Origin of the sequence: Geminicoccus flavidas, assembly GCF_009806515.1 — a bacterium.
Lineage (GTDB): Bacteria > Pseudomonadota > Alphaproteobacteria > Geminicoccales > Geminicoccaceae > Geminicoccus > Geminicoccus flavidus.
Window position 1 is genome coordinate 1 of record NZ_WUJP01000552.1, and the last position, 24,886, is coordinate 24,886.

At 68.6% G+C, this 24,886-nt stretch carries 26 protein-coding genes; 8 read left to right on the plus strand and 18 right to left on the minus strand.

All coding sequences use genetic code 11. The features are described from left to right. Window positions 1-787 precede the first annotated feature (787 nt). Both EQG76_RS15660 and EQG76_RS15665 read right to left on the minus strand, forming a co-directional pair. The gene (locus tag EQG76_RS15660) at window positions 788-1,789 is read right to left on the minus strand and encodes a Gfo/Idh/MocA family protein (protein WP_159715111.1); all 1,002 of its coding nucleotides are present in this window, start codon (window positions 1,787-1,789) and stop codon (window positions 788-790) included. Beyond that, window positions 1,786-2,547: an enoyl-CoA hydratase/isomerase family protein gene (locus EQG76_RS15665; RefSeq protein ID WP_159715113.1), complete on the minus strand. Its 762-nt coding sequence runs from the start codon at window positions 2,545-2,547 to the stop codon at window positions 1,786-1,788. The genes EQG76_RS15660 and EQG76_RS15665 overlap by 4 nt, the downstream gene beginning before the upstream one ends. A 246-nt stretch (window positions 2,548-2,793) precedes the next feature. On the opposite strand from EQG76_RS15665, the gene EQG76_RS15670 reads away from it, so the two are divergent. Continuing rightward, entirely contained in the window at window positions 2,794-3,276 is a 483-nt protein-coding gene (locus tag EQG76_RS15670) for a MaoC family dehydratase (RefSeq protein WP_200840847.1), read from the plus strand. A gap of 271 nt (window positions 3,277-3,547) precedes the next feature. Here EQG76_RS15670 and EQG76_RS15675 read toward each other — a convergent pair whose 3' ends face one another. Both EQG76_RS15675 and EQG76_RS15680 read right to left on the minus strand, forming a co-directional pair. Further along, window positions 3,548-3,964 carry a flagellar assembly protein FliX gene (locus EQG76_RS15675; RefSeq protein WP_159715117.1) on the minus strand — a complete coding sequence of 139 codons (417 nt, stop codon included), beginning with the start codon at window positions 3,962-3,964 and terminating at the stop codon, window positions 3,548-3,550. A gap of 47 nt (window positions 3,965-4,011) precedes the next feature. Beyond that, entirely contained in the window at window positions 4,012-6,594 is a 2,583-nt protein-coding gene (locus tag EQG76_RS15680) for a sensor domain-containing phosphodiesterase (protein ID WP_159715119.1), read from the minus strand. A gap of 179 nt (window positions 6,595-6,773) precedes the next feature. Between EQG76_RS15680 and EQG76_RS15685 the strand changes: the two genes are divergently transcribed. Next, entirely contained in the window at window positions 6,774-7,106 is a 333-nt protein-coding gene (locus EQG76_RS15685) for a cupin domain-containing protein (RefSeq protein WP_159715120.1), read from the plus strand. 5 nt (window positions 7,107-7,111) lie between these two features. Here EQG76_RS15685 and EQG76_RS15690 read toward each other — a convergent pair whose 3' ends face one another. Both EQG76_RS15690 and EQG76_RS15695 read right to left on the minus strand, forming a co-directional pair. Beyond that, complete coding sequence (locus tag EQG76_RS15690) at window positions 7,112-8,422, minus strand: chloride channel protein (RefSeq protein WP_159715121.1); 1,311 nt, start codon at window positions 8,420-8,422, stop codon at window positions 7,112-7,114. Window positions 8,423-8,517: 95 nt separating this feature from the next. Beyond that, the gene (locus EQG76_RS15695; protein ID WP_159715122.1) at window positions 8,518-8,757 is read right to left on the minus strand and encodes a BON domain-containing protein; all 240 of its coding nucleotides are present in this window, start codon (window positions 8,755-8,757) and stop codon (window positions 8,518-8,520) included. Window positions 8,758-8,922: 165 nt separating this feature from the next. Between EQG76_RS15695 and EQG76_RS15700 the strand changes: the two genes are divergently transcribed. The 4 genes from EQG76_RS15700 to pdxA are packed head-to-tail and all read left to right on the plus strand — an operon-like array spanning window position 8,923 to window position 13,442. After that, window positions 8,923-9,969 carry an aldo/keto reductase gene (locus tag EQG76_RS15700; protein ID WP_159715123.1) on the plus strand — a complete coding sequence of 349 codons (1,047 nt, stop codon included), beginning with the start codon at window positions 8,923-8,925 and terminating at the stop codon, window positions 9,967-9,969. Then, window positions 9,966-11,150, plus strand: coding sequence for an enolase C-terminal domain-like protein (locus EQG76_RS15705; protein WP_159715124.1), 1,185 nt, complete (start codon window positions 9,966-9,968; stop codon window positions 11,148-11,150). Before EQG76_RS15700 ends, EQG76_RS15705 begins: the two co-directional genes overlap by 4 nt. Before the next feature lie 28 nt (window positions 11,151-11,178). Next, window positions 11,179-12,450, plus strand: coding sequence for a four-carbon acid sugar kinase family protein (locus EQG76_RS15710; protein WP_159715125.1), 1,272 nt, complete (start codon window positions 11,179-11,181; stop codon window positions 12,448-12,450). After that, window positions 12,447-13,442, plus strand: a complete 996-nt coding sequence (gene pdxA / locus EQG76_RS15715) for a 4-hydroxythreonine-4-phosphate dehydrogenase PdxA (protein ID WP_159715126.1) — start codon at window positions 12,447-12,449, stop codon at window positions 13,440-13,442. The genes EQG76_RS15710 and pdxA overlap by 4 nt, the downstream gene beginning before the upstream one ends. Here pdxA and EQG76_RS15720 read toward each other — a convergent pair. From EQG76_RS15720 to EQG76_RS15770, 11 genes are all read right to left on the minus strand, one after another. Beyond that, a complete protein-coding gene (locus tag EQG76_RS15720; RefSeq protein WP_159715127.1) occupies window positions 13,415-13,825 on the minus strand; it encodes a (R)-mandelonitrile lyase in 411 nt (136 codons plus the stop codon). The genes pdxA and EQG76_RS15720 overlap by 28 nt on opposite strands. A gap of 28 nt (window positions 13,826-13,853) precedes the next feature. Further along, entirely contained in the window at window positions 13,854-14,267 is a 414-nt protein-coding gene (locus EQG76_RS15725) for a GFA family protein (protein WP_159715128.1), read from the minus strand. Window positions 14,268-14,391: 124 nt separating this feature from the next. After that, window positions 14,392-14,619 (minus strand): hypothetical protein, encoded by a 228-nt coding sequence (locus EQG76_RS15730; protein ID WP_159715129.1) that lies wholly within the window; start codon window positions 14,617-14,619, stop codon window positions 14,392-14,394. A gap of 149 nt (window positions 14,620-14,768) precedes the next feature. Beyond that, window positions 14,769-14,987 (minus strand): hypothetical protein, encoded by a 219-nt coding sequence (locus EQG76_RS15735; protein ID WP_159715131.1) that lies wholly within the window; start codon window positions 14,985-14,987, stop codon window positions 14,769-14,771. Between the two features lie 193 nt (window positions 14,988-15,180). Further along, entirely contained in the window at window positions 15,181-15,813 is a 633-nt protein-coding gene (locus EQG76_RS15740; protein ID WP_159715133.1) for an ATP-binding cassette domain-containing protein, read from the minus strand. Window positions 15,814-15,817: 4 nt separating this feature from the next. Next, window positions 15,818-16,516 (minus strand): ABC transporter ATP-binding protein, encoded by a 699-nt coding sequence (locus EQG76_RS15745; RefSeq protein WP_159715135.1) that lies wholly within the window; start codon window positions 16,514-16,516, stop codon window positions 15,818-15,820. Continuing rightward, the gene (locus tag EQG76_RS15750; protein WP_159715137.1) at window positions 16,513-17,256 is read right to left on the minus strand and encodes an ABC transporter ATP-binding protein; all 744 of its coding nucleotides are present in this window, start codon (window positions 17,254-17,256) and stop codon (window positions 16,513-16,515) included. Before EQG76_RS15750 ends, EQG76_RS15745 begins: the two co-directional genes overlap by 4 nt. Beyond that, window positions 17,253-18,266 (minus strand): branched-chain amino acid ABC transporter permease, encoded by a 1,014-nt coding sequence (locus EQG76_RS15755; protein ID WP_159715139.1) that lies wholly within the window; start codon window positions 18,264-18,266, stop codon window positions 17,253-17,255. Before EQG76_RS15755 ends, EQG76_RS15750 begins: the two co-directional genes overlap by 4 nt. A gap of 5 nt (window positions 18,267-18,271) precedes the next feature. Next, on the minus strand, window positions 18,272-19,192 hold the full coding sequence (locus EQG76_RS15760; protein ID WP_159715141.1) for a branched-chain amino acid ABC transporter permease: 921 nt from the start codon (window positions 19,190-19,192) through the stop codon (window positions 18,272-18,274). Between the two features lie 36 nt (window positions 19,193-19,228). Beyond that, entirely contained in the window at window positions 19,229-20,521 is a 1,293-nt protein-coding gene (locus tag EQG76_RS15765; protein WP_159715143.1) for an ABC transporter substrate-binding protein, read from the minus strand. Window positions 20,522-20,581: 60 nt separating this feature from the next. Next, window positions 20,582-21,514 carry a BKACE family enzyme gene (locus tag EQG76_RS15770; RefSeq protein WP_159715145.1) on the minus strand — a complete coding sequence of 311 codons (933 nt, stop codon included), beginning with the start codon at window positions 21,512-21,514 and terminating at the stop codon, window positions 20,582-20,584. A 276-nt stretch (window positions 21,515-21,790) separates the two neighbouring features. Between EQG76_RS15770 and EQG76_RS15775 the strand changes: the two genes are divergently transcribed. Further along, window positions 21,791-22,492, plus strand: a complete 702-nt coding sequence (locus EQG76_RS15775; protein ID WP_235031392.1) for a GntR family transcriptional regulator — start codon at window positions 21,791-21,793, stop codon at window positions 22,490-22,492. A 100-nt stretch (window positions 22,493-22,592) separates the two neighbouring features. On the opposite strand, the gene EQG76_RS15780 is transcribed toward EQG76_RS15775, so the two are convergent. Beyond that, window positions 22,593-23,606, minus strand: coding sequence for a zinc-dependent alcohol dehydrogenase family protein (locus tag EQG76_RS15780; protein WP_159715147.1), 1,014 nt, complete (start codon window positions 23,604-23,606; stop codon window positions 22,593-22,595). A gap of 188 nt (window positions 23,607-23,794) precedes the next feature. Between EQG76_RS15780 and EQG76_RS15785 the strand changes: the two genes are divergently transcribed. Further along, a complete protein-coding gene (locus EQG76_RS15785; RefSeq protein WP_159715149.1) occupies window positions 23,795-24,718 on the plus strand; it encodes a LysR family transcriptional regulator in 924 nt (307 codons plus the stop codon). Window positions 24,719-24,886: the final 168 nt, after the last annotated feature.

The following is a 24,886-nucleotide window of genomic DNA, read 5'->3' on the forward strand; positions in this document are numbered from 1 at the left end:
CGGTCCGGCTCGATACAGACTGAACTACGTGCTCACCTGACACGTCACTAGTGCGGTGGCGTCGACCCGTCACAGACCGGCCGCAGCCATGCCACTGACGGGAACTTGGCACAACGCTGGGTCACGCAGCGTCGGGCGCCCGAACCCTGCGAAGTTGGTGCACAGAGACTGGCGCAGGCCGGCAACGCCATTTTTCCTGCGGCCAGCGTACCCCGTGCCGCCCGCAAGGTCGACGTCGTCATGCTCCACCCCGCCCAAGCGCATCACAGAGCAAGTGCGGCTCCGAACATTGCCGAGCCGCACAGGCTGATTTCCTCGATGTCGTAGTCACATTGCGGCCGACCGACCAGATCTCACTGCGGCACGTGAAGAAGTGGTCGAAGCAGTGGGCGGGCTGTCAGCCAGGAAGCTGCAGCCAGTGGGCAGGCCGATCCAGTGCAGGTCGTGGTAGAACAGCCAGAACTCCGGCAGGCCATCGAACCGTCCGGCAGCCCGTCGAGCCGCTAGGCCCGCTGAGCACGCCATGCCCGCGGCCGCCTCCACGTTCGGGCCGCGTGGTGGCGAGCCTGCCGGCGTACAGCTGGTGGTGGCGGATATTGTGGTCAGGCCAGTGGCCACCCTCGACTTCCACCAATGACGGTTCCTTAGGAAGGCGGTCCCGCAACCTGCTGGAACCGGGGGCGGCTGCACAGCTCGTCGGCAAGCCGCATGGGCACAGGAGGAGGATCGAACTTGCACAAACGAACCCGAGACGGCACCGCCCGATATGGCCAGGCCTCATCTGCCGTCACGGCCGCAGCAGGGCGTCGATCAGCCGGCGAGTGGCGATCAGGTCGGACAGACCGACTTTCGGTGCGCGATCTTCGTCCAGCGCGTCCAGGAAGTCGGTGATCAGCGTACGATGCGCCTCGTGGCTGAACGCCATGGGATCGGCGCCGCCGCCACTGGCGGCAGCGCCCGCCAGCTGCTCATGGCGGCCGTCCTGGTGGTACAGGTCGAGGCGGCCGCCCTCGAGCCGGGCGGTGGCGTGGCGGAACACCAGCTCGATCCGTTCGGGGAAGCCGGGATAGTAGGCGGTGCTGGCAAGGATCGCGCCCGGGGCGCCGGCTTCGCCCAGCCTGGCGAGCGCCACCACATGGTCCTCGCCTTCCATGCGATGCAGGCCGGTGGTGGTGGCGATCGACGCCTGGACGTCGACCGTGCCGACCAGGGCGCGGAAGAGGTCCAGGCTGTGGATCGCCTGGGTGAGCAGCACACCGCCGCCATCCCGGGCGCGGGTGCCGCGCCCGGGCTCGTCATAGTAGGCCTGGGGGCGCCACCAGAGCACCTGGCACTGGCCGGCGCACAAGGGGCCGAGTTCGCCGCTGGTAATGGCGGCGGCGAGCGCCTGCGCCGCTGGACGGAAGCGGTGCTGCAGCACCACACCCACAGTGCGGTCCAATCGTGCCGCCTGCTCCGCCAGCGCCACGGCCGTCCCAGTGTCGAGGCCCACTGGCTTCTCGATCAGGAGAGTGCGGCCCGCCGCCAGCACGGCAGCACCAAGCTCGCCATGGCTGGCCGGTGGTGTCAGGACGAGCACCGCCTCGACCCGCTCGTCCTGGAGCACGCGGCCCAGTTCGGTGGTGACCGGGAAGGGGAACGCCTGGGCGAATGCCTGGCAGCGCTCCGCCGAGCGGCTGGCCGCCCACACCACCTCCACCCGGTCCGCCAGGTCGAGCAGGCTCTGGGCATGCGGCCGGACCGCCATGCCCAGACCCAGCAGGGCTACACCCCGCCGCCTCCGGCTCATGGGCCGCGCCGCCTGGCGAGGAAGGCGCCGACCCGCTCGATCCGTTCCGGCGTGTCCAGGACCAGGGCGGCCAGCAGGCGCTCCAGCCGCAGCGACTGGCGGATCGGCTGCTCGGCCGCTTCCCGCAGGACCTCGCGCGCGAACCGGATCGCCGGCGGGCTGCGCAGGGCGATCTGCTGGCCGATGCCGATGGCCTCAGCCAGCACCCGCTCGGCAGGCACCACGCGCGCGGCAATGCCGAGCGCGCCGGCCTCGATGCCGGACAAGGCGCGGCCGGTGAGTATCAGGTCGGTGGCGATCGCCCGACCGGCCAGTTGCAGGAGCCGTTGGGTGCCGCCCTGGCCGGCGATCACGCCGATGCCGGTCTCCGGCAGGGCCAGATTGGCGTCCTCTGCGCACACCATCAGGTCGCAAGACAGGGCCAGCTCGAAGCCGCCGCCCACCGCATGGCCGCGCACGGCGGCGATCGTCGGCTTGCGCGCCGCGGCGAACCGGTCGAATTCCTCTAGCCAGTCGCTCAGCACCGCTTCGATCGCCCGCAGTTCGTGGACCTCCGTCAGGTCCGCGCCTACGGAGAAATGGCTGGACGTCCCGGCCACCACCACCGCATGGATCGCTTCATCCGCCTCGGCCGCCACCAGCGCCCGCACGAGGTCGGCCGCGAGCTCGCGGGAGAGGGGGTTGCCGCGTCTGGGACGGCCGGTCATGGTCAGGATCCGCACCGGACCGTCCGTGTCCACGGCAAGATGCTCGGTCATCGTCCTGGCGCTCCCGGAAGTGCGTGGAATGCTGTGGCCGGGCATAGCCGAACCGCCGCCGGGCCTCCACCGCCGCCGTTGCGCCAGGCCGCTGCCTGCGGGGCCAGCATCCGCACCGGCTGCTGCCATCGCACCATCGCCTCCGGCAGGCGATCGGCCAGACTGGACCCGGCCGCCGGCGCCCTCGAAACTGGCCGCCACCGGCCGTAGGTGGGAAGGGGGCGGGGATTGGCGGGAATGATGGACATGGCGGCGGGGCGCGAGCTGGAAGGCGGCATCTACGACTATGACGGGCTGCAGGTCGGGGACCGCTACTGGACCGGCCGGATCGATGTCACCGAGGCGCATGTGGTGGGCTTCGCCGGCTTGTCCGGCGATCTGTTCGACGTCCACATGGACGAGGAATTTGCGCAAGCGCACGGGTTTCCCGCCCGGATCGCCCACGGCCTCCTGGTCCTGGCGATGGCGGACGGCCTGAAGAACCGCGCGGCGGCGCGGATCCGGGCGATCGCGTCCATGGGCTGGACCGACTGGCGCTTCCGGCGCCCGGTGCTGATCGGCGACCGCATCCGCGCCCGGATCACGGTGGCCGGCAAGAAGCCGCACCGCGACCCGACACGCGGCATCCTCACCCTCCAGCTGGCCGTGCACAACCAGCACGACCTGGTCGTGCAGGAAGGCCTCACCTTGCTCCTGTGCAAGCGCACCGGCCCAGGCGGCTCCGGCTAGATGATGCCGCGCCGGGCTTGGCGACCCTGTCGTTCGCCGAAGCTCCGCCGGTGCCGGAGCCGTTCCGTCCGTTCCACTCAGGCCCTGCTGAACCGCCCCTGCTTGAGGCAGCAGCCGCACGACCCGAGTTCATGAGGCACGCCACTGCTCACTGCGCAACACGATGGTCCCGGGCGTCCACCCTGGTGCTGTCCAAGAAGCACGGTCCGGCCCATGCCGAGCCTGCTCGCATTGGCTGCCCACCTGTGACGGCCTGTACCGCCTGGGCTGGTCAGTCGTCCCGCTCCTGCTTGGCCAGTTCCACTGCCGCGCGGACCTCGATCGCGGCCAGCACGTCCGCCAGCTCCGGCTCGATCACCGCCGGTGCCTCGTCGGCTAGCGCGGTGCGCAGCCGGGCGAGGCAGGCGGCGTCGTCGCCGGCACCGAGCAGCGCCAGCTGGAGATCACTCAAGGCCGCCAGCAACGCCTCGCCGCGGCGCACCGCCCGTTGCCGTCGCTCGTCCAGCCCGGGCGTCACCTCCTGCACGGCCAGCATGGTCTGCAGCGAGGCAAGGGCCGTGGTGGAACTGGGGCCGGGGGCCGTGCGGAGGCCTGCCGGCTCCTCGGGCACCCTGAACTGGCCGGCGGACACATGACGGATTTCCCGGCTGTGACTGACGGCGAACGTGGTGAGCGGCTGGATCGGCATGGCGGTTGACGACCTCCTGATACTGGATCTTAACCAGACTGGATGAATCAATCGTTAAGGGCGGCCGGGCGGGCCTGGAGCTGCGCCTCCCACGGCCGGGCCAGCGCGTGGGCGAGGGCTTGGTCGGCCGGAAGCGGCGTGCCCAGCAGCGGACCCTGCACCAGGTCGCAGCCCTGGGCCAGCAGGAAGTCCAGTTGGCAGGCCTCGGCAACGCCCTCGGCCACCGTCTCGATCCCCAGCCCATGCGCCAGCTCGATGATCGCCCGGATGATCGCGGCATCGCCCTGGTCGTTGACCGCGGCGTGGACGAAGCCCGCGCTGATGCGCAGCCGGTCGATCGGCAGGCGCCGGAGCTGCAGGAGCGAGGCGTGGCCGGCGCCAAAATCAGTGAGGGAAAGGCCCACGCCGCGCTGGTGCAGGGCCTGCAGCACCTCGCCGATCGCGGCGCCGTCACGGCCGAGCAGCATGGCCTCGGTGATGCCGATCTCCAGGTGGCCCGCTGCCACCGGGCTGCCGGACAAGGCCCGGTCGACGATCCGGTACAGCTCGCCTGCCATGACGGCGGCGGGGCCCAGGCAGACGGTCACGCGCTCCAGTGCCAGGCCGGCACCCCGCCACCAGCTGGCATCTTCCAGCGCATGGTGCAGCAGCCCGGCCAGGAGCGGGCCCATCAGCCCGCTTTCCTCCGCGATCGGCAGGAAGCTTTCCGGCCCAAGGCTGCCCTGCTGGGGGTGCAGCCAGCGGACGGTGGCATCGAACGAGACCTTGCCGGCCGCAGCCGGCCGCACCACCGGCGCGTAGCGCAGTGCTAGCTCCGACCCGCCCACCGCGCGCCGCAGTTCCCGCTCCATGCGCCGGCGCGTCTCGATCTGGACCCGCATCTCGTCGTCGAAGAAGCGCCAGCGGCCCCGGCCGCTCTCCTTGGCGCGATAAAGGGCGATGTCGGCGTGCTTGAGCAGGTCGCCGGCCGTGGCCGCGTCGTTGGGAAACACGGCGATGCCGATGCTGGCGCAGGGCCGCAACTCCTGGCCTTCGAAGCTGAACGGCCGGGCCAGCTCCGCCAGGATCCGCGAGGCGATCACCGCGGCGTCGGTCGGCCGGCGCACCGCGTCCAGGATCACCGCGAACTCGTCACCGCCGAGGCGCGCCACCGTGTCTTGGCGGCGGCGTGCATGCTTCAGGCGGCTTGCCACCTCGAGCAGGAGGGCGTCGCCGGCATCGTGGCCGAGCGTGTCGTTGACATCCTTGAACCCGTCCAGGTCGACCAGCAGCAGTGCGGTGATCTGACCATGCCGGTTGCCCCGCCCGACCGCCTGGGCCAGCCGCTCCTGGAAGGCACGGCGGTTGGGCAGCCCGGTCAGGACGTCGTGATGCGCCAGGTGATGCAGGCGCTGCTCCGCGATCTTGCGCTCGGTGACGTCGATGTTGACCCCGACCAGGCCGATCACCTGGCCATCCACTTCGATCGGCACCAGGATCGTGTCGAGATGGCAGAGATCGCTGCCGGTCCCGTAGGTCTCGTCCATGCGCAGATGCTGGCCCTGAAGCACCTGCTCGAAATTGGCCTGCCATCTCCGCTTCACCTGGGGTGGCATGTCCAGGTCGATCATCCGCTTGCCCAACAGATCGCCCCAGCGTGCCCGGGCTGGAGCGTTCTGCATCACGTAGCGCCCCTCGGCATCCTGGATCCACAGGCCGAACGGCAGGCTCTCGATCGCCGCTGCCAGCTTCGCCTCGCTCTCCCGCCGGGCGCGCTCGGCCGCCTTACGCTCGCTGTTGTCGATGGCGACGCCGACCAGGCCGTCAATCTGGCCCTGCTCGTCGTGCACCGGTGCGACGATCTCCTCGACCTGAACAGTCCGGTCGCCCATCTGGTAGGTGAAGTCGCCGCGCATCATCTGGCCGGCCAGGGCACGGCGGTTGTTCTCGGCCCAGAGCTTGGTGATTTCGGCGGCGACCTCAATCTCGTCCGGGGTCCGGCCGAGATGGGTGCCCCACAGGGCCCGGCCGACCGCATTCTGCAGGATGTAGCGGCCTTGTGCGTCACACAGCCAGAAATCGAACGGCAGGCTGTCGATCACCCGGCCGAGCCGGCTGCGCTCCGCCCGTACCGCGGCTTCCGCCCGCGCCTGCTCGCGGATCTGCCGGCGCAGCTCCATCTCGCTGGCGACGACCGCCGCGCAGTCGGTCAGGAGCTGGCGCTGCTGGCGGCTCAGGCGGCGCCGGCGCCGGTCGTGGATGCTGAGCGAGCCGACCACCGCGCCGCCCGGCATGACGAGCGGCACGCCAGCATAGAAGAACAGGGGTTCCGGCCGGTCGAGCAGCGGGTGGTGCGCGTGGCGCGGGTGCTGCCGGGCGTCCTGGATGACCAGGAGCCGGCCTGCTGCCACCACGCGCGCACAGAAGGACACGGAGCGGTCGATGCGGTGCATCCGCTCGATGCCGAAGCTCGACATGGTCCAGGCATGGCGGTGGCCCAAGATCACGATGGCGACGTGCGGCACCTGCAGGACGGTGCCGAGCAGCCGGGTGACCCGGTCGAAGCTCTCCTCGAGATCCTCCAGCCGCACGTCGTCGCCGGCCAGCCCCGTGAACTCGTCCTGGCGCTCAGGATTGAGGGGGCCGCTCATCCGCGCGCTTCGCTCCCCGACCGCAGTGCGCATGCCCACTCGGCCGCCGCTGCCGTAGGGCCGCTCTGTCTGGCTGCGCATGCGCAGGAGGAACGCAAGCGGGCGGACAGGCTCAGGATGACGTGCGTTGATTTCCCAGGCTATCTGGCGGTGATATCAACGACAGCGCGGTACGAGTCATGACCAATCCTCGCCCTCAGGCGTTTGATCCCGATCTTGCCATTCCACCGGAAGGCGAAGCAACCCTAGAGGGTTATGCCTCCGACGACGGCGTCCTCACGACGGGCACCTGGACGCATGCCGGTGGCAGGCTTTCCGCCGAGTTTGCCTACGACGAGGTGTGCATCCTGTTGTCCGGTCACGTCCGGCTGACCGATCATAGCGGTTATACGGCCGAATTCAAGGCCGGTGAAACATTCGTGATCCCGAAAGGTTTCAAGGGTACCTGGGAAACGATAGAACCGGTGCTGAAGCATTATGTTATTTTCGACCCTTCCCGGAAGACCTCATGAATTCGTCAGGTGTTCCGCTCGGCAGCATTTGAAAGGTAACGGCGGCTGAGCGCGTGGTAGATCGGCTGCGGGCAGACCAGGCGCGAGGCCCCCAGGGCCAGGATGGCGGTCGTCATGAGCGGCACGGTCATCGCCGTGCCCGCAGTCATTTCAAGCACGATCACAACCGTCGTGAGAGGTGCCTGCACCACGCCCGCGAAATAGCCGGTCATGCCGATCAGCACGATCGTGGCCGGCGGGACGGTGGGAAATAGCAGGCTCAATTGCTGGCCTATGCCGGCACCGACCGACAAAGACGGCGAGAAGATGCCGCCCGGCAGGCCGCTGACTGTCGAGAGCAGCGTGGCAGCCAGTTTGGCCGGGCCGTACCAGAAGCCGGGATCGGCGGTGCCTTCCAGGAGCCCGCGCGCCTGCTCGTAACCGGTACCGTAGGTAGCCCCGCCGGTGAGCAGGCCCAGCACCGCGACCAGCAGGCCGCACATCGCCGCGAACGCCACCTGGTGGCGCCGGAGGCCGACCAGCCAGGCGCGCCGCTCATCAAGGGCGAACAGGATCACCAGCCGGCTGAACCCGCCGCCCAGCAGGCCGCCGATCAGGCCGCACACCCCGACCGCAAGCCAAGTGGCGGCACCGGCGGGTGCGGCGTTCGACTGTCCGAAATAGGTATAGTCGCCGAGCAGCGCCAGCGACACCAGGCCCGCCACGATTACGCAGGAGAACACCAGCCAGCTGTTGCGCTGCTGGAAGGAGCGGCCGAGTTCCTCGATGGCAAACACGACGCCGGCGATCGGGGTGTTGAAGGCCGCCGCAATTGCCGCGGCACCGCCTGCCAGCAGCAGGCCCTCGTAGCGCCGCCCGCCGGTGCGGCCGAGCTCGTGCATGATCGAGGCACCCACCTGCACGGTCGGGCCCTCGCGCCCGATCGACGCGCCGCTGGCGATGCCTAAGAGGGTCAGGCCGATCTTGCCCAGCGCCAGGCGCAGGGCCAGGAGCTGCTGCCGGCGGGCGGGCGAGTCGATCTGGCGCGCGGCGATCGCCTGGGGGATGCCGCTGCCCTGGGAGCCCTGAAAGAAGCGTTCCGTGACGAAGGCCAGCAGGGCGAAGCCCAGCGGTGCCACGGCCAGCATCACCCAGGGCGACCAGCCGGTCATGACCTGCAGCAACCGGTGGGAGCCGTCCGCGAGCTTCGCGAACACGACCGCCACCACGCCGATCAGCGCGCCCCCGCCCCAGAACACCGCCTGCTGGCGCCATCTGGGCCAAAGGAAGAGTTGCCGGCGCACCCGCCGCCGCCAGCCAGTGAGACCTGTTGCCATGCCTGCCCATCACTCCGCCGCAGAACAGCGACCCGCGACGGATGGCATGCTCGCAGGACGAGGGCGAGCGGCTTCGCGCCGGCCGTGCCCGCCGGTCAGCCCGTGGCGCCGGTCGTGCCTTCCTGCGCGACGCGCAGGTTGTTCACCACGAACTTCACCCCAGGCGTCCCGGTCGCGACCGCCTCGGCCTGCGCGCGCAACTTGGCACTGACCACCGTGCCGGCCAGGGTGACCTGGTCGCCGACCACGTCGATCTGCACCTGCGGCGCGTCCGCATCGAGGCTACGCGCCATCCGGCTGGCGATCTCGTCGCGGATCCGGTCTTCGTCGCTCATGTCGGCCTCATCCTGATGGTTGTGGTTCGGCGTGGAAAACGGCAGCGGGCGGAGTGCGTTCCCCCACTGGCGGCGGCGGTGCACGGATGCAATCATCGACCGCGGACGAGGTCGCCGGACCTGACGGCGGCATAAACAAGCAAGCGACGAGAACAGGGAGGCGCCATGGACCCGCTGGCCACGCGGCCGCTCGGCCGGACCGGCATCCAGCTCAACCAGATGGGGTTCGGCGGTGCACCACTGGGCGACCTGTTCGACCGGCTCAGCGAGGCACAGGCGGAGGCGACGCTGCAGGCGGCCTGGGACGGGGGGATCCGCTACTACGACACGGCGCCATGGTACGGGCGGGGGCAGTCCGAGCATCGCTTCGGCCGGTTCCTCTACCGCCAGCCGCGCGACGGCTTCGTTCTTTCCACCAAGGTCGGCCGGATCCTCAAAGCACCTCGCCACCCCGACCGGTTCGAGAGCGGCTTCTGGGCAGGCGGCCTCCAGTTCGACCATGTGTTCGACTACTCCTACGACGCGATCATGCGTGCCTTCGAGGACAGCCTGCAGCGTCTGGGCATGAACCGGATCGATCTCCTGATCATCCATGACCTGGACTTCCGTCACCACGCCACCGAGCCGAAGGTGGCAGCATATCTCGCACAGCTGGTCACCGGGGGCTTCCGGGCGCTGGAGGAACTGCGCGACGCCGGAATCATCCGGGCCATCGGCGCCGGCATCAACGAGCTGGGGATGATGCCCCGGTTCCTCGACCTGTTCGACCTGGACTTCTTCCTGTGCGCGCTGCGCTACTCGCTGATGGAGCACGACGTCCTGGACAGCGAGTTCCCCTATTGTGCGCGGCGCCAGGTGGGCATCATCGTCGGCGGCGCGTTCTCCTCCGGGATCACCGCGACTGGGCCGGTGCCGGGCGCCAAGTATAACTACGAGGACGCGACGCCTGACGTGCTGGACAAGGTGCGGCGGATCCAGGCGGTCTGCGAGCGGCATGGCGTGCCCCTGCCGGCCGTGGCCCTGCAGTTCCCGCTGGGCCACCCGATCGTCAGCTCGGTCATCCCCGGCGGCATCCGGCCCGAGCACGTCATCCAGAACATCGAGCACATGCAGCGCGCCATCCCGGCCGATCTGTGGGCGGAACTGAAGCAGGAACGACTGATCCGCGCCGATGCGCCGGTGCCGGCAGCGGAAGGACAGCAGCACTCATGACCAGGATCACGCGCGTCGAGCTCACCTCGTTCCGGTTCGAGGTCGAGGGGCTGAGCCTGCCGCGGCACGGAGCGGCAGGGGTAGGCAACCTGATCGCGCTGAAAGGCGGCCGGATGCCGGCAGTGCGCTGGGCGGTGCGCATCTTCTGCGAGGACGGCTCCGAAGGCGCCTATGTCACGCACTGGGTCGGCACCGCCGCCTCGTTCGCCCAGGCGCAGATGCTGGCCCCGCATCTGATCGGCCGCGACCCGGACACGCGCGAGCAGATCTGGGACGACCTGAAGCGCGAGGTGCGCGCCTACGATCATATGGGCCATGGCCCGATCGACATCGCGCTGTGGGACTTGGCGGGCCGGCGCGCCGGCATGTCGGTCGCCCGGATGCTGGGCGGCTGGCGCAAGCACCTGCCGACCTATGCCAGCACCTATCACGGCCAGGACGAGCCGGGCGGCCTCGATTCGCCGGAGGCCTATGCCGAGTACGCGGCCGCCTGCAAGACCAGGGGCTTCGCCGGCTTCAAGATCCATGGCTGGCACGACGGCAACGTCAGGCGGGAGATCCGCACGATCCATGCGGTGCGCGAGGCGGTCGGCGACGGCTTTCCCCTGATGCTGGACCCGGCCTGCCAGTTGCGCACCTGGATGGACGCGCTCCAGGTCGGGCGGGCCTGCGACGAGGCGGGCTTCTTCTGGTTCGAGGATCCCTATCGTGATTCCGGGATCTCGCCGGAGGCCCACAAGCGGCTGCGCGAGAAGCTGCGCACGCCGCTGCTCACCTGCGAGCATGTCCGCGGGATCGAGCTCAAGACCGCGTTCATCATGGCCGGCGGCGGCGACATGATCCACGCCGACCCGGAATACGACATGGGCATCACCGGAGCGATCAAGATCGCCCATGTCTGCGAGGCGCTGGGCCTGGATTTGCAGTACCACGCCTGCGGGCCGGCGCACCGGGCGGTGATGGCGGCGACCCGCAACACCCATTTCTACGAGCTGGCGCTGGTCGGCCCCGGGATGAGGAACGCGGTGCCGCCGGTCTATACCTGCGGCTATTCGGACGACGAGGCGGACCTGCCGGCCGAAGGCGGGATGCCGGTTCCGGACGGCCCGGGGCTGGGTGTCAGCTATGACTGGGCGTTCATCGAGCGGAACAAGGTGGCAGACGCGGTGTTCACTGCGTGAGACCTACGCCGATCCAGGTGCCCGCTCGATGCTGATGGTGGCCGACGACCTGACCGGTGCGGCAGACTGCGCCGTGCAGGGCGTCCGCGAAGGCCTGTCCGGGCTGGTCGCCATGTCGGCGGCGGGCCTGGGCATGCCGGCCGACCTGGTCGCGGTGGACGCGGATACACGCTCGCTCTCGGCCGAAGCCGCGGCTCAGCGGGTCGCGGATCTAGTCGGGGCGGCACCGGCGGGTCGGCGCCTGTTCAAGAAGGTCGACTCGACCCTGCGTGGTCATGTCGGCGTCGAGCTGGCCGCAGCACTGCAGAACTGGCGAGTGGTGCGCCGGATGCGCGCCGTCGCCCTGTTCGCCCCGGCCTTTCCGGCGACCGGCCGCACAATCATCGGCGGCCGGCCGTTCCTGCGCGGCCAGCCGCTGGAAACGACCGAGCTGTGGCGGCGCGAGGGCAGCGGGGCGTCGATCGACCTGCCCGCCATGTTCCAGGCGGCCGGACTCGCCACCGCGGCCGTCACCCTGGCGGAGATCCGCGGGGGGGAACTGCCAGAAGCCCTGGTCCGGCTGGCCGAAAGCGCGGACGTGCTGATCTGCGACACGGAGACCGATGCCGACCTCGCGGCACTGGCGACGGCGTCGCTGACCCTGGGCGATGCCACCATCCATGCCGGCTCGGCCGGGCTGGCCGGCCAGCTCGTCCGCGCGCTGGGCCTGCGGCCCGGGCCGGCTCCTGCGGACGGGCGACGGCCGGTTCCGGCACTGCCGCTCCTGTTCGTGGTCGGTAGCATGTCGAGTGTGTCGCGGCGCCAGGCGGCGCAACTCGGCCAACAGTTGGGCATCTGCTCGCTGCCGGTGCCGCTGCGTGATCTGGTCGCCGGGGGCGAGGCCGCCCTGGCACCCTGGCAGGAGCGACTGCAGGCAGCCCTGGCCCGTGGTGAGGACGTCGTGCTGGTGCCGGAGCCGGACGGCCCAGAGGATCCCGGCCATGCCCTGAAGCTGCGCCGGGCTCTGGCCACGCTGGTGGCGCCGGTGGCAGGCGGCATCGGCGGTCTGTTCCTGACGGGCGGCGAGACCGCGCGGGCCGTGCTGGATGCATGCGGCGTGACCGGGCTCGGCCTGCACCGCGAGGTCGAACCGGGCGTGCCGCTCGCGACCGCCCTCGGCCGCCACGGCTTCGGCGTCGTCACCAAGGCCGGGGCTTTCGGCGACGAGCGGACGATGCTCCATTGCCGCCGGGCATTGCTGGACCTCCGGCAGCCCTCGTCCTCCCCTAGTGCAACGTGTGGATCGGAATTTCCGTCATGAACAGGCCCGTGATCGCGATCACCATGGGCGATGCTGCCGGCATCGGTGCCGAGGTCATCATGAAGAGCCTCGCCCATGCCGAAGTCTACGAGCGCTGCAAGCCGGTGGTGATCGGCGATGCCGGCCGCCTGGAACTGGCAGGGAAGATCGTCGGCAAGGAGCTGAAGGTGCGCTCGCTGACGGCCGAGGAGATCGGGGAGGGCAGCTTCGTGCATGGCACGGTCGACTGCGTCGATCTGAAGCTGATCCCTGTCGACCTGCCGTTCGGCCAGATCTCGCCGATCGCGGGCGACGCGGCGTTCCGGTTCATCGAGACCGCGACCAGGCTGGCCATGGCGCACGAGGTGGACGCGATCTGCACCGCACCGATCAACAAGGAGGCGATGCACGCGGGCGGCCACCGCTATCCCGGGCATACCGAGATCCTGGCCGATCTCACCGGCACCGAGGAGGTGTCGATGATGCTCACGGCTCCCGGGCTCCGGGTCATCCACGTCACCGTCCATGTCGGGCTGATCGACGCGATCAACCGGATCGAGCCGGGCCTGGTCGAGCGGACCATCGCCCGCGGCAAGGCGGTGCTGGAGCGCGCCGGCCTCGAGCGGCAGAAGATCGGGGTGTGCGGGATCAACCCGCATGCAGGCGAGAACGGCCTGTTCGGCTATCGCGAGGAGGAGACCAAGATCGTCCCGGCCGTGGAGGCCTGCCGTGCGCGGGGCTGGGACGTGGAGGGACCACTGCCGGCCGACACCCTGTTCTTCCGCGCCGGTCGCGGCGACTTCGACATGGTGGTGGCGATGTACCACGACCAGGGTCACACCCCGATCAAGGTGCTGGGCATCGATTCGGGCGTGAACATCACCGTGGGGCTGCCGGTGATCCGCACCTCGGTCGACCACGGCACCGCCTTCGACGTGGCCGGCAAGGGCATCGCCGACGAGCGCAGCCTGCTGGAAGCGCTGCGTCAGGCGATCGCGCTGACCGCGGCGTAGTCAGCGTCGCTCACCTGCTCCAGCCAGGCGGTCTCGCCGGCCTCCCCACCCTCCTGGATCGCCAGGTGGACCATGGTCGTGGTCGGCATGGCGCCGTGCCAGTGCTTCTCGCCCGGCGGGATCCACAGCGTGTCGCCCGGGCGGATCAGCACGGCCGGTTCGCCTGCCGTCTGGAACAGGCCGAGGCCGCTCAGCACGTGCAGCGTCTGACCGAGCGGATGGGTATGCCAGGCGGTGCGCGCCCCTGGGGCAAAGCTCACCCGCAGCGCCCGCACCCTGGCCGGTGCCGGCGCCTGGATGATCCGGTCGAGCCAGACCGTGCCGGTGAAATAGTCGGGATTGCCCGGGATGCTCGGCTGGCTGCCGGCGGCGGTCAGTTCCATGCAGTTCTCCCTCATGCCGGCCGGATGCTCAGCTCTCCGAATCGGTCGGATGCCGGGGCAGCCGGTCCTCCGTCTCGAACCATGGCAGCCGGCTCGACACCCAGACGTGCCGGTCGGGCGCCAGCAGGTCGGCCCGGTCGAAGGCGGCGATGGTCAGGTCGAGCCGATCCGGCTCCGCGTCGCTCTGAAAAGCGAGCGGCGAGCCGCACTCACCGCAGAACGCGCGGGTCGCAGCGGGGCTCGAGCGGTAGATGCGGGGCGGGGTGCCGCTCCAGGCGAGCGAGGCGACCGGCACCGTAGCCCATGCGACGACCGGGGCGCCGCCGGCGCGCTGGCACATCCGGCAATGGCAGTAGAGCAGGGCGAGTGGCTGACCGGCGAGCCGGAACCGTACCGACCCGCACAGGCAGCCGCCCTGCCAGCCTTCGGTGCCCGTCGACATCCCCTGTCCGCCGCAGCTTGGCTCCTGGCAAGTTCAAAGGTCAGGAGCAGGCACGGTTCCGAAGGGGACAGGGAAGGCATGGATTGGCACCAGCGGCGCTCAATGCTCGATGGCGCCGGGGCGCTCAGTGCAGGATCTCGTCTTCGCTGCGCTCATGGCCGGGGAAGCCGTCCGGCCGGGACAGCACATCCTGGATCAGTTCGCGCAGCCGCTCCGATTCCAGATCATTGCCGGCCAGAATGTCGGCTAGCTTGGCGACCAGTTCCACGTCCGAGGCCCGCAATGTGACCTCGACCGCTTCCAGCCGATCCCGCGCGGACCACAGTTCAGGTTCCGGCGATTCTCTGCCCATTGTCGTATTCTCCCGCACTGACTCTCGGCCGCCCGTCACCCGATTCATGCATGCGGGCGAGGGGCGGTCAGGCGTCGGAGAATAGCTGGACTGCGTACTATCGGACATGCGCACGATGACGCTGTCCGCCGACGGGCAGGCGTATGTGCCTATGGCGTCTCCAGCCACTCCTTGAAGCTGAGGGTAGGCTTCTTCGGCATGGAGGATTGGATGATGGCGCGCAGGCGCTCCGACGCGCGGTCGTCCGGCGCCAGTGCCCGGGCCACCCGTCGGATCAGTTCGGCGTCCTGCTCACGGACACAAACCTCGACGCGCCGAATGCCGTTGTCCGTCATGCGCCGACGGTGGGTCTGCAGCGAATCTTTCATCGTATGGTTGCCCCGCAATGTTACATAGCTATATTCAGGGTTTAGAAGTAACGTCACCACGAGATTATGTCTCGCTCCTATAATATAGGAGTACCATATCCCGAAAGCAGAAAATGTCGCGCCGGCACGTGCGGTGCCACCACCACACCGCAAGGTTGCAGGGCGGCCTGAAGGAGCGGGGGCAGCGCCGCCCTTACAGAGCGTGGGCCGCCGCCGTCATCTCCTGGCCGAGATAGGCCTCGACCCGGGGGTCGTGGACCAGTTCCGCGAAGCTCCCCTTGCGCTCCGCGCGCCCGCCATGGACCAGCAGGAAGCTCTCGCCGATCTCGTTCAGGATCTCGAGATGGTAGCGCGCGGTCGGGTGCAGGCAAACGAACACCAACTTGCCCTCGGCGCGCAGCCTGCGGAAGAAGGCGAGCATGAAGCCGATATAGCCGTCCTGCGTGTTGAACTGCGGCTCGTCGAACAGGTGCAGGATCGGCTGTCTGGTCGGCGAGCGGTCCAGCATGAAGGAGGGCAGGATGCGGCGGAACGAGCGCACCTGGTAGGACTGGTGGTAATGGATCGCCAGCCGGTCGCGTTCGCCGTAGCGCACCCGGTGAATGTCGGCGCCCGCCACCATCACCTTGCCGGCACTCGGCGTGTTGGACCCGGTGATCATCTCGAACAGGGTCGTCTTGCCGGCGCCGTTCGGCCCGACCACGCCGATGATGGCGCTCTGCTCGAACACGAGGTCGGCCTGGAGCTGGAAGGTCGGCGTGCGGTCGAAGGTGCCCTTGCGGTAGACCTTGCGCACCCCGTCCAGGCGCAGGATCGGCTCCGACATGGCGTCAGGCTCCCAGGAGGCGCTGGCGCAGCGCCCGGTCGTGGCGCAACTCGTCCGCCTCGCCCCGCCAGGCGACCCGGCCGCGATCCAGCACCAGCGCCCGATCGGCCACCGACAGTGCCAGCTCGGCGTTCTGCTCCACCACCACCGAGGCCACGCCCTCGTCGCGCAGGCGGCGGATGGTGGCGAGCACGTCCTCGACGATCTTGGGCGCCAGGCCCTGGCTCGGCTCGTCGAACAGGACCAAGCCTGGCGAGCCCAGCAAGGCCCTGGAGATCGCGACCATCTGCATCTCACCGCCCGACAGGTTCTCCGCATCGCGGTGCATCAGGTGGTCCAGGGCCGAGAAGATCCCGCAGCAGTCCTTGACGGTCCAGGCACGAAAGCGCGTGCGCTTGGCCGCGATCTGCAGGTTCTTGGCGACGCTGAGCGTCGGGCAGAGCCGGCGGTCGTCCGGGACCCAGCCGATCCCGGCCCGGGCGATCCTGTGGGTCGGCCATGCGGTGACATCGGCGCCGTCGAAGCGCACCCGGCCCTTCGAGGGGCGGGTCAGCGCCAGGATCGAGCGCAGCGTCGTGGTCTTGCCGGCCCCGTTGGGGCCCAGCAGCGCCACGACCTCGCCTGGGCGCACGTCGAACGAGACCCCAAACAGGACCTGGGTCTCGCCGTAGAAGGTGTGGATGCCGTCGACCTCGAGGATCATCCGAACCGCCCCAGGTTGGAGCGGCGCACCCAGGGATTGGCCTTCAGCTCGTCGGGGCGACCGCGCGCGATCACCTGGCCCCAGTGGACCACGGAGATGCGGTCGGCCAGGCCGAACAGGAACTCCATGTCGTGCTCGATGGCCACGATGGCGAGCCGGCCCTTCAGGCGGCGCACCATCTCCGCGATCCTGGCGATACCGTCGCTGCCCAGGCCCGAGGTCGGCTCGTCCAGGCATAGCACGCGCGGCTCCTGCGCCAGCGCCACGGCGATCTCGAGGGCGCGGCGCTCGCCATAGGACAGATCGCGCGCCAGCACCTGGGCCTTGCTGCCCAGCCCGACCTCGTCCAGCACGCTGAGCGCCGCGGCGTCGGTCTCCGCATCGCCGATGGCGGCGCGATGGCCATGCAGCGCCTGGGCGCGGAAGGCCGGCCTTGCCAGGGCGACGTTCTCCAGCGCGCTGAACTCGTCGAACAGGGTCATGATCTGGAAGGAGCGCGCCACGCCAAGCGCGGCGATACGGTGCGGCGGCAGTCCGGTGACGTCCTTCCCGTCCACCAGCACCTGGCCGCGGCTGGGCCGCACCCGGCCGGTCAGCACGTTGAAGAAGGTGGTCTTGCCGGCCCCGTTCGGCCCCATGATGCCGTGCAGCTCGCCGGGTGCGACGCTGAAGTTCATCTCCTCCAGCACCACGCGGTCGCCGAAGCGGACATGGACCTGGCGGGCCTCCAGCGCGCTCACGGCGTGCTCCGGGCGGCCGGCTGTGCTTGTGCCGGCTGGCGGGAGAAGCGCCGACGCAGGTCCTGGAAGACCCCTGCGATGCCTTCCGGCTTGAACAGGATCACCGCCACGAACAAGAGGCCGAACCAGAGCATCCAGGTGAGGGTGACCGCCCCCAGCAGGTCGCGCGCGAGCAGGAACACCACGACGCCGATTACCGGGCCCCAGAAGCTGACCAGCCCGCCGCCCACCAGCACCATCATCACGATGTAGCCGGAATAGTGCAGCGCCATGACCTCCGGGAAGGCGCCGCCCTGCGCCATGGCGAACAGGCTGCCGGCAAGGCCGGCGAACGCCGCGGAGGCGATGAAGGCCAGCATCTTGAACAGCACCACTTGGTAGCCGAGATGGGCCGCGCGCAGTTCGCTCTGGCGGATCGCCGACAGCACCCGGCCGAAGGGCGAGTAGGTCAGCCGCCACAGCGCCACCACCGTCACCAGGAACAGGGCCAGCACGAAGAAGTAGAGCGCGGTGTTGCCGGTCAGGTCGAACGACACGATGCCGAAGTCAGCCGGCAGCCGGGCGATCGGCAGGAGACCGTCCTCGCCGCCGGTCACGTTGCGCGCCTTCATGGCGATGAACCAGAACACCTGGCCGAACGCGATGGTGAGGAAGGCGAAATAGATGCCGCGCCGCCTCGCCACGAACCCGGCCACCAGCGCGCCGGCCAGGCTCGCCGCCAGGATGCCGCCCAGGAGGCAGACCCACAGGTTCGCAGCCACATGGAACTGGGTGAGCCCGAAGGCATAGGCGCCGATGCCGAAGAAGGCGCCGTGCCCGAAGGACGGCAGGCCGGCCGTGCCCAGCAGGAGGTTGAAGCCCAGCGCGTAGATCGCCCAGATCAGGATCTCGACGCCGATATACTGGTAGAGCCCGACCTTGGCGATCCAGAGCGGTACGGTGAGCAGCACCAGCGCCACGCCCACCATGGCGGGGGTGATCAGGCGGCCGGCATGGGCGGGGGTCTGCATCAGGGTCAGGCCTCCAGGATGCTCTTCTTGCCGAACAGCCCGCGGGAGCGGAAGGTCACGACCACGATCAGCAGGATGTACATGGAAAGCAGGGACCACTCGGAGGCGTAGGCCGCGGTGAGCCCGATGACCATGCCGACCATCAGACCCGCGATCACCGCCCCCCAGAACGAGCCGACCCCGCCCAGCACGATGATCAGGAAGGCCGGGATCACGGCATCCACGCCCATGTGTGGGCGGATGCCCCAGATGGGCGCCATGATGACGCCGGCTGCTGCCGCCAGCATGGTGCCTATCGCGAACACGGCGATGCGCAGCTTGGCCAGGTCATAGCCCAGCGCGCGGACCATCTCGCTGTCATGGGCGCCCGCCTTGATCACCGCGCCGAACCGCGTCCGCTCGATGAGCAGCCAGGTGAGCAGGATGAACACGGCAGCCGCGAAGGCGGCGAAGAACCGGTAGGTCGACCAGATCAGGTTCAGCGCGATGAAGCCGCCCGAGATCGCGTCCGGGGTCGGCAGGATGTAGTCACGCGTCCCCCAAACCGAGCGGATCACGTCCTCGATCACCATGGCGGCGCCGAAGGTGAGCAGGAGTCCGAACAGCGGGTCCTTGCCGTAGGTGCGGCGCATCCCCTGCTCGATCAGGATGCCGAGCAGCCCAACGATGCAGGGCGCGATCACCAGTGCCAGGACGTAGCGCAGCCCCAAGGGCAGCCCGGCCCACCACTCGCCCACCCCCACCGGCAGCGGCAAGGGCGGGCCCAGCAGCGCGTAGGCTACATAGGCGCCGAGCGCGAAAAGGGAGCCGTGGGCCAGGTTGATCTGCTCCATCACGCCCACGATCAGCATGAAGCCGAGCGCGATCAGCGCGAACAGCAGGCCCAGTGTCAGCCCGTTGATGAGGAAGGGGATCAGGGTGAACATCCGCTCCGCCTACCCACAGCTCCCGCCAAGGATCATTCAGCCATCCACCGTCGGGATCTGCTCGTAGGGGGCGAGCTTGCACAGCTTGCCTTCCTCCGGATCGACCACGTCCTCCGGCTTTGACGCGCTGATAATCTCGTAGAGATCGGTGTCGTCGACCGGGTTCGGGTTGCGGCGGGCCAGGTAGATGGTCTGCTGCAGGTGATGGGTGTCCGGGTTCATCCAGGCATCGTAGTCCTGCATCCGGTCGGCCGCCGGGATCTTGAGCTGCTCCAGCTCCTTGATGATCGCGATGTTGTTGGTCGTGCCGACCCGCTCGATCGCGCGCAACGTCTCGCGCATCGCCATGTAGCCGCAATAGGACACGTTGCCGGGCACCGGGATCGCATCCGCGTCGGCGCGGGCCTGCCAGCGCTTCACGAAGTCGTCCACGCCCGGCAGCTTCAGCTTGTGGTACCAGTTGGTGCCGAAGATGCCGATGATGCTGTCCGGTGCGGCCCAGACGTCCGGCCAGTCCTGCTGGCTCTGGACCCAGGCCGCCTGCTTGTCGAGGCCCAGCTCGGCCACCTGCGCGCGCAGGATCTTGCCGTCGTCACCGCCGACCGCCGGGGCCACCACTTCCGGTGCCATCTGCTGGATGTTGAGCAGGTAGGAGGTGAAGTCGCGGGTGTTCTGCGGGATCAGCAGGTTGTCGATGATCTCGCCGCCGGCTTCCTCCACCAGCTTGCGGGTCGCGTCCGAGGTCTCGTGGCCCCAGACATAGTCGTTGGTGAGCAGGAGCCACTTCTTGCCGACCCGCTCCACCGCCGCCTTCACCGAGGACATGGTGAAGTTGGTGCCGTTCCCGTCCCAGACGAACTTCACCCGCGAGCAGTTCTCGCCGGCCTCGGTGGGGGCGGAGGAGTTCGAGTTCAGGTAGATGGTGCCGTATTTCTCGGCCACCTGGGTGATCGCATTGGCCACGCCGGAATGGATGGCGCCAATCAGGATCGAGCAGTCCTCGCGGGTGATGAACCGCTCGGCGACACGGCTGGCGGTGGCCGGGTTCGTCTCGGTGTCGGCCGTGATCCACTCGATCTTGCGCCCGAGCACGCCACCGTTCGCGTTGAACTCGTCGATGCACATGGTGATGCCGCGCAGCTCGTCGCGGCCGGACGCACCATACATGCCGCTGGCATCGCAGGTCAGCCCGATCTTGATGGGCTTGCCTTCCTGCGCATAGGCGCGGTTGTGCTTCCACGGCCCGTAGATGGTGCCGAATCCTGCGGCGGCACCCGCCAGCATAGTGCCACCCTTAACCAGGCCGCGCCTGGTGATCCTGTCGGTCATCGTGCTTTGCTCCCCGATCATGGCGGTCGGCCCCGTCTGTCGCGGGGCCTGGTCGGCCGCTCAGAACTCGACGCGATCCCCACCCTTGAGCTCCAGGATCTCGCGCGCCTCGGCAGGGCTGGCGATCTGCATGCCCAGCCCCTCGATGATCTGGCGGGCGCGGCGCACCTGGGCGGCATTGCTTTCCGCGAGCTTGCCCGGGCCGTCCCACAGCGAGTCCTCCAGACCCACCCGGACATTGCCGCCCATCGCCGCCGCCTGGGCCGCAATCCGCATCTGGTGGCGGCCCGCCCCCAGCACCGACCAGCGATACTGGTTGCCGAACAGCCGGTCGGCGGTGCGCTTCATGTGCGCCACGTCCTCCGGATGGGTGCCGATCCCGCCCAGGATACCGAACACCGTCTGGATGAACAGAGGCGGCTTCACCAAGCCCTGCTCGAGGAAGTAGGCCAGGTTGTAGAGATGCGCCGTATCGTAGCACTCGAACTCGAATCGCGTGTCGTTGCCGGCACACATCCTCAGGATGTACTCGATATCGGCGAAGCTGTTCTTGAAGATGTTGTCCTTGGTCTTCTCGATGTACGGGCGCTCCCAGGCGTGCTTGAACTCCTTGAAGCGGTTGAGCATCGGGAAGGTGGCGAAGTTCATCGAGCCCATGTTGAGCGAGGCGACCTCGGGCTTGAACACCGCCGTGGGCTTGGCCCGCTCCTCCACGGTCATGCCGATGCCGCCGCCGGTGGTGAGGTTGACCACGCAGTCGGAGCGCTGCTTGATGATCGGCAGGAAGCGCCCGAATGCTTCCGGGGTCTGCACCGGCATGCCGTTCTCAGGGTCGCGCGCATGCAGATGGATGATCGCGGCACCCGCCTCGGCGGCGCCCACCGCGGCATCGGCGATCTCCTCCGGGGTCACCGGCAGGTGGGGCGACATGGACGGGGTATGGATGGCGCCGGTCACCGCACAGGTGATGATGACTTTATCGCGTGCCGCCATGAGTGAGCGCTCCTGCCGGGAAAGGGACGGCCTAGTCGCCTGTCTCGGTGGCCAGTGGGCCTGTGGCATCGCTGCCTGGCATGGCGCCGGAACAGCGGCCAATCCGCGCCCGGCTTCCACCTGAACATCCCTGGTCCACGGCTGTTCTTGTGATCCGTGATCACAGTTGCGTACGGCAGGTTTTCCAGCTTGTCTAGCAGCCATTCGCACCGATGCAGGACGATCTGGCGGACAGCAGAACCACGCCAGCAGTTTTGTGATCACGGATCACCATCAGTGACTAAATTGTTCAACATGCAGGAGCTCCTCCCGGTGGACCGGGATACGCTGGGTGACCGGGCCTACCGGCGGCTGCGCGAGCTCCTGATGTCCGGCCGCTTGGCACCCGGCGAGCGCCTGTCGCTCCGCTCGGCCGCCGAGGCGCTGGGCGTGTCGATCATGCCGGTCCGCGCCGCGGTGAGCCGGCTGGTCGCCGACCATGCGCTGGAGGTGACGCCCAGCCGGGCGATCCGGGTGCCGCTCACCGGCGTGGCGCAGTTCCGGGAGCTGACCGCGATCCGGATCGAGGTCGAGGGCTTCGCCGCGGAGCGCGCCGCGTCGGCCCGGACCGCTGCCGACCTGGAGGCGATGGCGGTGGCCGAAGCCGGCTTTCGCATGGAAAGCCTCGCCAGCAGCCCCGACCTCGCCCGGGCGGTCCAGCTCAACATGAACTTCCACTTCGCGCTGTACCGGAGCTCCGGCATGCCGATGCTGGTCGAGCTGATCGAGCAGCTCTGGCTCCGGGTCGGGCCCATCATCAACCTGGAGACCCGCGGCAAGCCGGACCGGCTGGTGGAAGGCGGCGCCTATCGCCGCCACGCCCAGGCGCTGGAAGCGATCCACCGTGGCCAGGGTGCCGCCGCCAGGGAAGCGATCGCCGCCGACATCAGGGGGGCGGCCGAGTTCATCATCGCCCGGGGCGACATCCTGACCGGCTGACGGTGCGCCCGATGCCGGCATCGCGCCGGAGCTGCGGCTGCCAGAAATAAAAAAAGCGCCGGCATCAATGGAAGGCACACTTACTAACCCCCGCAGTGCGTCAGGCGGCCTGCTGAGCGGAGGGCAAGGCGAGCGCCTCGCCCGTCACATCGATCGCCACCTTGCCGCGCAGGCCCCGCGCGGTGCCGTTCTCCAGAAGGTCGTGCGCCTCTCCCATCCGCGCGAGCGGTAGCGTCGCCCCGATCAGGGGCTTCACCAGCCCGCGCTCGACGAGACGTGTGAGCCCATCGAGCTTGCCTCGGTTCTGGCGGGTGAACACGAAGTGGTACGCAGCGTTCTTCCCCCAGGCCTCGACGAGGTTCTGCGGCTGGGCGATGTCGACGAGACTGACGACACGCCCGAAGGCAGCAAGCGTCAGGGGACTCCTGGTGAGCGTGTCACCGCCAATGGTGTCGAAGACGACGTTGACGCCCTCTCCTCCGGTCAGCCGGGAGACACCTTCCACGTAGTCCTCAGCGGTGAAGTCGATCGCGTCGTCGGCCCCGAGCGAGCGCACGAAGTCGTGGTCGCCGGCGCGCGCCGTCGTGATCACCCGCGCGCCGATCGCCTTGGCGACCTGGACCGCGATCGTACCCACACCGCCGGCCCCACCGTGGATGAGAACCGTCTCGCCGACGCTCAACTGCGCGCGTTGGACGAACGCCTCCCAGACCGTGCCGCCGACGAGCGTCAGGCTCGCGGCCTCGAGGTGGGTGAGGTTTAGGGGCTTGCGGCCGACGAGTTCGACGTCGGCAACATGCTGCTCGGCGTACGAGCCGGCACCACCGAAGATCTTTGGCGTGTAGTAAACCTCGTCGCCCGCGGCGAACTCGTCGACCTCGGATCCGACCTCCTCGACGACACCCGAGATGTCATGGCCGATAATGGCGGGCAGCGGCACGTAGTCCGTGTAGTCGCCGCGGCGGATCTGGTAATCGAGCGGATTGACGGCAGTGGCGTGCACACGCACCCGCACCTGGCGTGAACTGACCTCCGGCACCGGCACCTCGCGCAGCTCGAACGCATCCGGACCTCCGAAGCGGGTGAGGACGACTGCCTTCATGGTCTTGGCCATACAGATCTCCTTTCGGGTTCCAGCGGCATAGGCGGGCTCGATGACCCGTGGTGACTTGCCCGAGGCCAGGCCGGCTGATTGGCAGACCGACCCGTTGCCCGTCTCTGTACCTAACTGACTTCTCGTGATTGCCGTTGGTAGCGGCTCAGCTCTAGGATCAGTTTCAAGGAGCCGTTGAAAGTGATGCGATGAACATCGACGACTTGCATTTGTTCGTGCGCATCGCTCGGCTTCGGAGCATCAGCTCTGCTGCCCGCGATCTGGGCTTCACTCCGGCAGGCGCGAGCGCCAGACTGGCGGCGCTCGAGAGAAAGCTCGGGGCCAGGCTTCTGCACCGAACGACGCGGCAGGCGACCTTGACCGAGGACGGCCTCGCCTTCCTGCCGCATGCAGAGCAGGTCGTGCTCGCAGCGGAATGCGCCCGAGCGGCGCTCGGGCGGGAGCAAGCCGCGCCGCGCGGCACCCTGCGGGTAGCGGCTCCGGCTTCGTTTGCGCGCATGCATATCGTGCCGGGTCTGCCCGACTTCTGCGGCCATTATCCTGATTTGGCCTTAGACTTTCGCATCTCCGACAGCATTGTCGATCTCGTCGAAGGCGCCTTCGATGTAGCGGTTCGCTATGCCGAGCTCAGCGATTCGACCTTCGTCGCGCGGCGGCTCGCTCCAGATCAACGGGTGCTGGTTGCATCGCCCGAGTACATCGAGCGGCGCGGGCGGCCGAACACGCCTGACGACCTTGCCGACCATGCCTGCCTCGTCGTCGGTACGCTCGATCTCTGGACGTTTCGGGGGATGGGTGGGGAGCTAATCGAGCGGCGTATCACGCCGCACCTTCGGATCAACGACGGAGCTGCCGTGCGCGACGCGGCCTGTGCGGGGCTAGGAATCGCTCTGATGGCGACTTGGTGCGCCGCGGACGAGCTTAGATCTGGTGCCCTCGTACCAGCTCTTCCCGAGTACACCCTCGTCTCGACACAGACACTTTGGGCACTCTACCCAAGTTCGCGCGAGCTGGCGCCGAAGGTGAGGGTCTTCATCGACTGGCTCACCGAGCGATTTGGGCAACAACCATACTGGGATAGAGGCCTGGACAAATTCTTGGGAAGCAGTTGATGACCCCGCTACTGAGCCGCCCCTGCGGGAAATATGTAAGGGTTCCGACCGCTTTCTCGCCCGTGCTGTAACTGCCTTCCGCTATTCCGACAACTTGGTGTGCCTAACAGAACCATCGTTGGGCGAACTTGAGGCAGATCAGGCTGGCGGCGAGCAGGTGGAAGCCGG

What these genes read in the sequence shown, in the direction of transcription:
- EQG76_RS15660 (WP_159715111.1), bottom strand. Translation starts at nt 1,789, where the DNA reads ATGAGCCGGAGGCGGCGGGGTGTAGCCCTGCTGGGTCTGGGCATGGCG.
- EQG76_RS15665 (WP_159715113.1), bottom strand. Translation starts at nt 2,547, where the DNA reads ATGACCGAGCATCTTGCCGTGGACACGGACGGTCCGGTGCGGATCCTG.
- EQG76_RS15670 (WP_200840847.1), top strand. Translation starts at nt 2,794, where the DNA reads ATGGCGGCGGGGCGCGAGCTGGAAGGCGGCATCTACGACTATGACGGG.
- EQG76_RS15675 (WP_159715117.1), bottom strand. Translation starts at nt 3,964, where the DNA reads ATGCCGATCCAGCCGCTCACCACGTTCGCCGTCAGTCACAGCCGGGAA.
- EQG76_RS15680 (WP_159715119.1), bottom strand. Translation starts at nt 6,594, where the DNA reads ATGAGCGGCCCCCTCAATCCTGAGCGCCAGGACGAGTTCACGGGGCTG.
- EQG76_RS15685 (WP_159715120.1), top strand. Translation starts at nt 6,774, where the DNA reads ATGACCAATCCTCGCCCTCAGGCGTTTGATCCCGATCTTGCCATTCCA.
- EQG76_RS15690 (WP_159715121.1), bottom strand. Translation starts at nt 8,422, where the DNA reads ATGGCAACAGGTCTCACTGGCTGGCGGCGGCGGGTGCGCCGGCAACTC.
- EQG76_RS15695 (WP_159715122.1), bottom strand. Translation starts at nt 8,757, where the DNA reads ATGAGCGACGAAGACCGGATCCGCGACGAGATCGCCAGCCGGATGGCG.
- EQG76_RS15700 (WP_159715123.1), top strand. Translation starts at nt 8,923, where the DNA reads ATGGACCCGCTGGCCACGCGGCCGCTCGGCCGGACCGGCATCCAGCTC.
- EQG76_RS15705 (WP_159715124.1), top strand. Translation starts at nt 9,966, where the DNA reads ATGACCAGGATCACGCGCGTCGAGCTCACCTCGTTCCGGTTCGAGGTC.
- EQG76_RS15710 (WP_159715125.1), top strand. Translation starts at nt 11,179, where the DNA reads ATGCTGATGGTGGCCGACGACCTGACCGGTGCGGCAGACTGCGCCGTG.
- pdxA (WP_159715126.1), top strand. Translation starts at nt 12,447, where the DNA reads ATGAACAGGCCCGTGATCGCGATCACCATGGGCGATGCTGCCGGCATC.
- EQG76_RS15720 (WP_159715127.1), bottom strand. Translation starts at nt 13,825, where the DNA reads ATGGAACTGACCGCCGCCGGCAGCCAGCCGAGCATCCCGGGCAATCCC.
- EQG76_RS15725 (WP_159715128.1), bottom strand. Translation starts at nt 14,267, where the DNA reads ATGTCGACGGGCACCGAAGGCTGGCAGGGCGGCTGCCTGTGCGGGTCG.
- EQG76_RS15730 (WP_159715129.1), bottom strand. Translation starts at nt 14,619, where the DNA reads ATGGGCAGAGAATCGCCGGAACCTGAACTGTGGTCCGCGCGGGATCGG.
- EQG76_RS15735 (WP_159715131.1), bottom strand. Translation starts at nt 14,987, where the DNA reads ATGAAAGATTCGCTGCAGACCCACCGTCGGCGCATGACGGACAACGGC.
- EQG76_RS15740 (WP_159715133.1), bottom strand. Translation starts at nt 15,813, where the DNA reads ATGTCGGAGCCGATCCTGCGCCTGGACGGGGTGCGCAAGGTCTACCGC.
- EQG76_RS15745 (WP_159715135.1), bottom strand. Translation starts at nt 16,516, where the DNA reads ATGATCCTCGAGGTCGACGGCATCCACACCTTCTACGGCGAGACCCAG.
- EQG76_RS15755 (WP_159715139.1), bottom strand. Translation starts at nt 18,266, where the DNA reads ATGCAGACCCCCGCCCATGCCGGCCGCCTGATCACCCCCGCCATGGTG.
- EQG76_RS15760 (WP_159715141.1), bottom strand. Translation starts at nt 19,192, where the DNA reads ATGTTCACCCTGATCCCCTTCCTCATCAACGGGCTGACACTGGGCCTG.
- EQG76_RS15765 (WP_159715143.1), bottom strand. Translation starts at nt 20,521, where the DNA reads ATGACCGACAGGATCACCAGGCGCGGCCTGGTTAAGGGTGGCACTATG.
- EQG76_RS15770 (WP_159715145.1), bottom strand. Translation starts at nt 21,514, where the DNA reads ATGGCGGCACGCGATAAAGTCATCATCACCTGTGCGGTGACCGGCGCC.
- EQG76_RS15780 (WP_159715147.1), bottom strand. Translation starts at nt 23,606, where the DNA reads ATGGCCAAGACCATGAAGGCAGTCGTCCTCACCCGCTTCGGAGGTCCG.
- EQG76_RS15785 (WP_159715149.1), top strand. Translation starts at nt 23,795, where the DNA reads ATGAACATCGACGACTTGCATTTGTTCGTGCGCATCGCTCGGCTTCGG.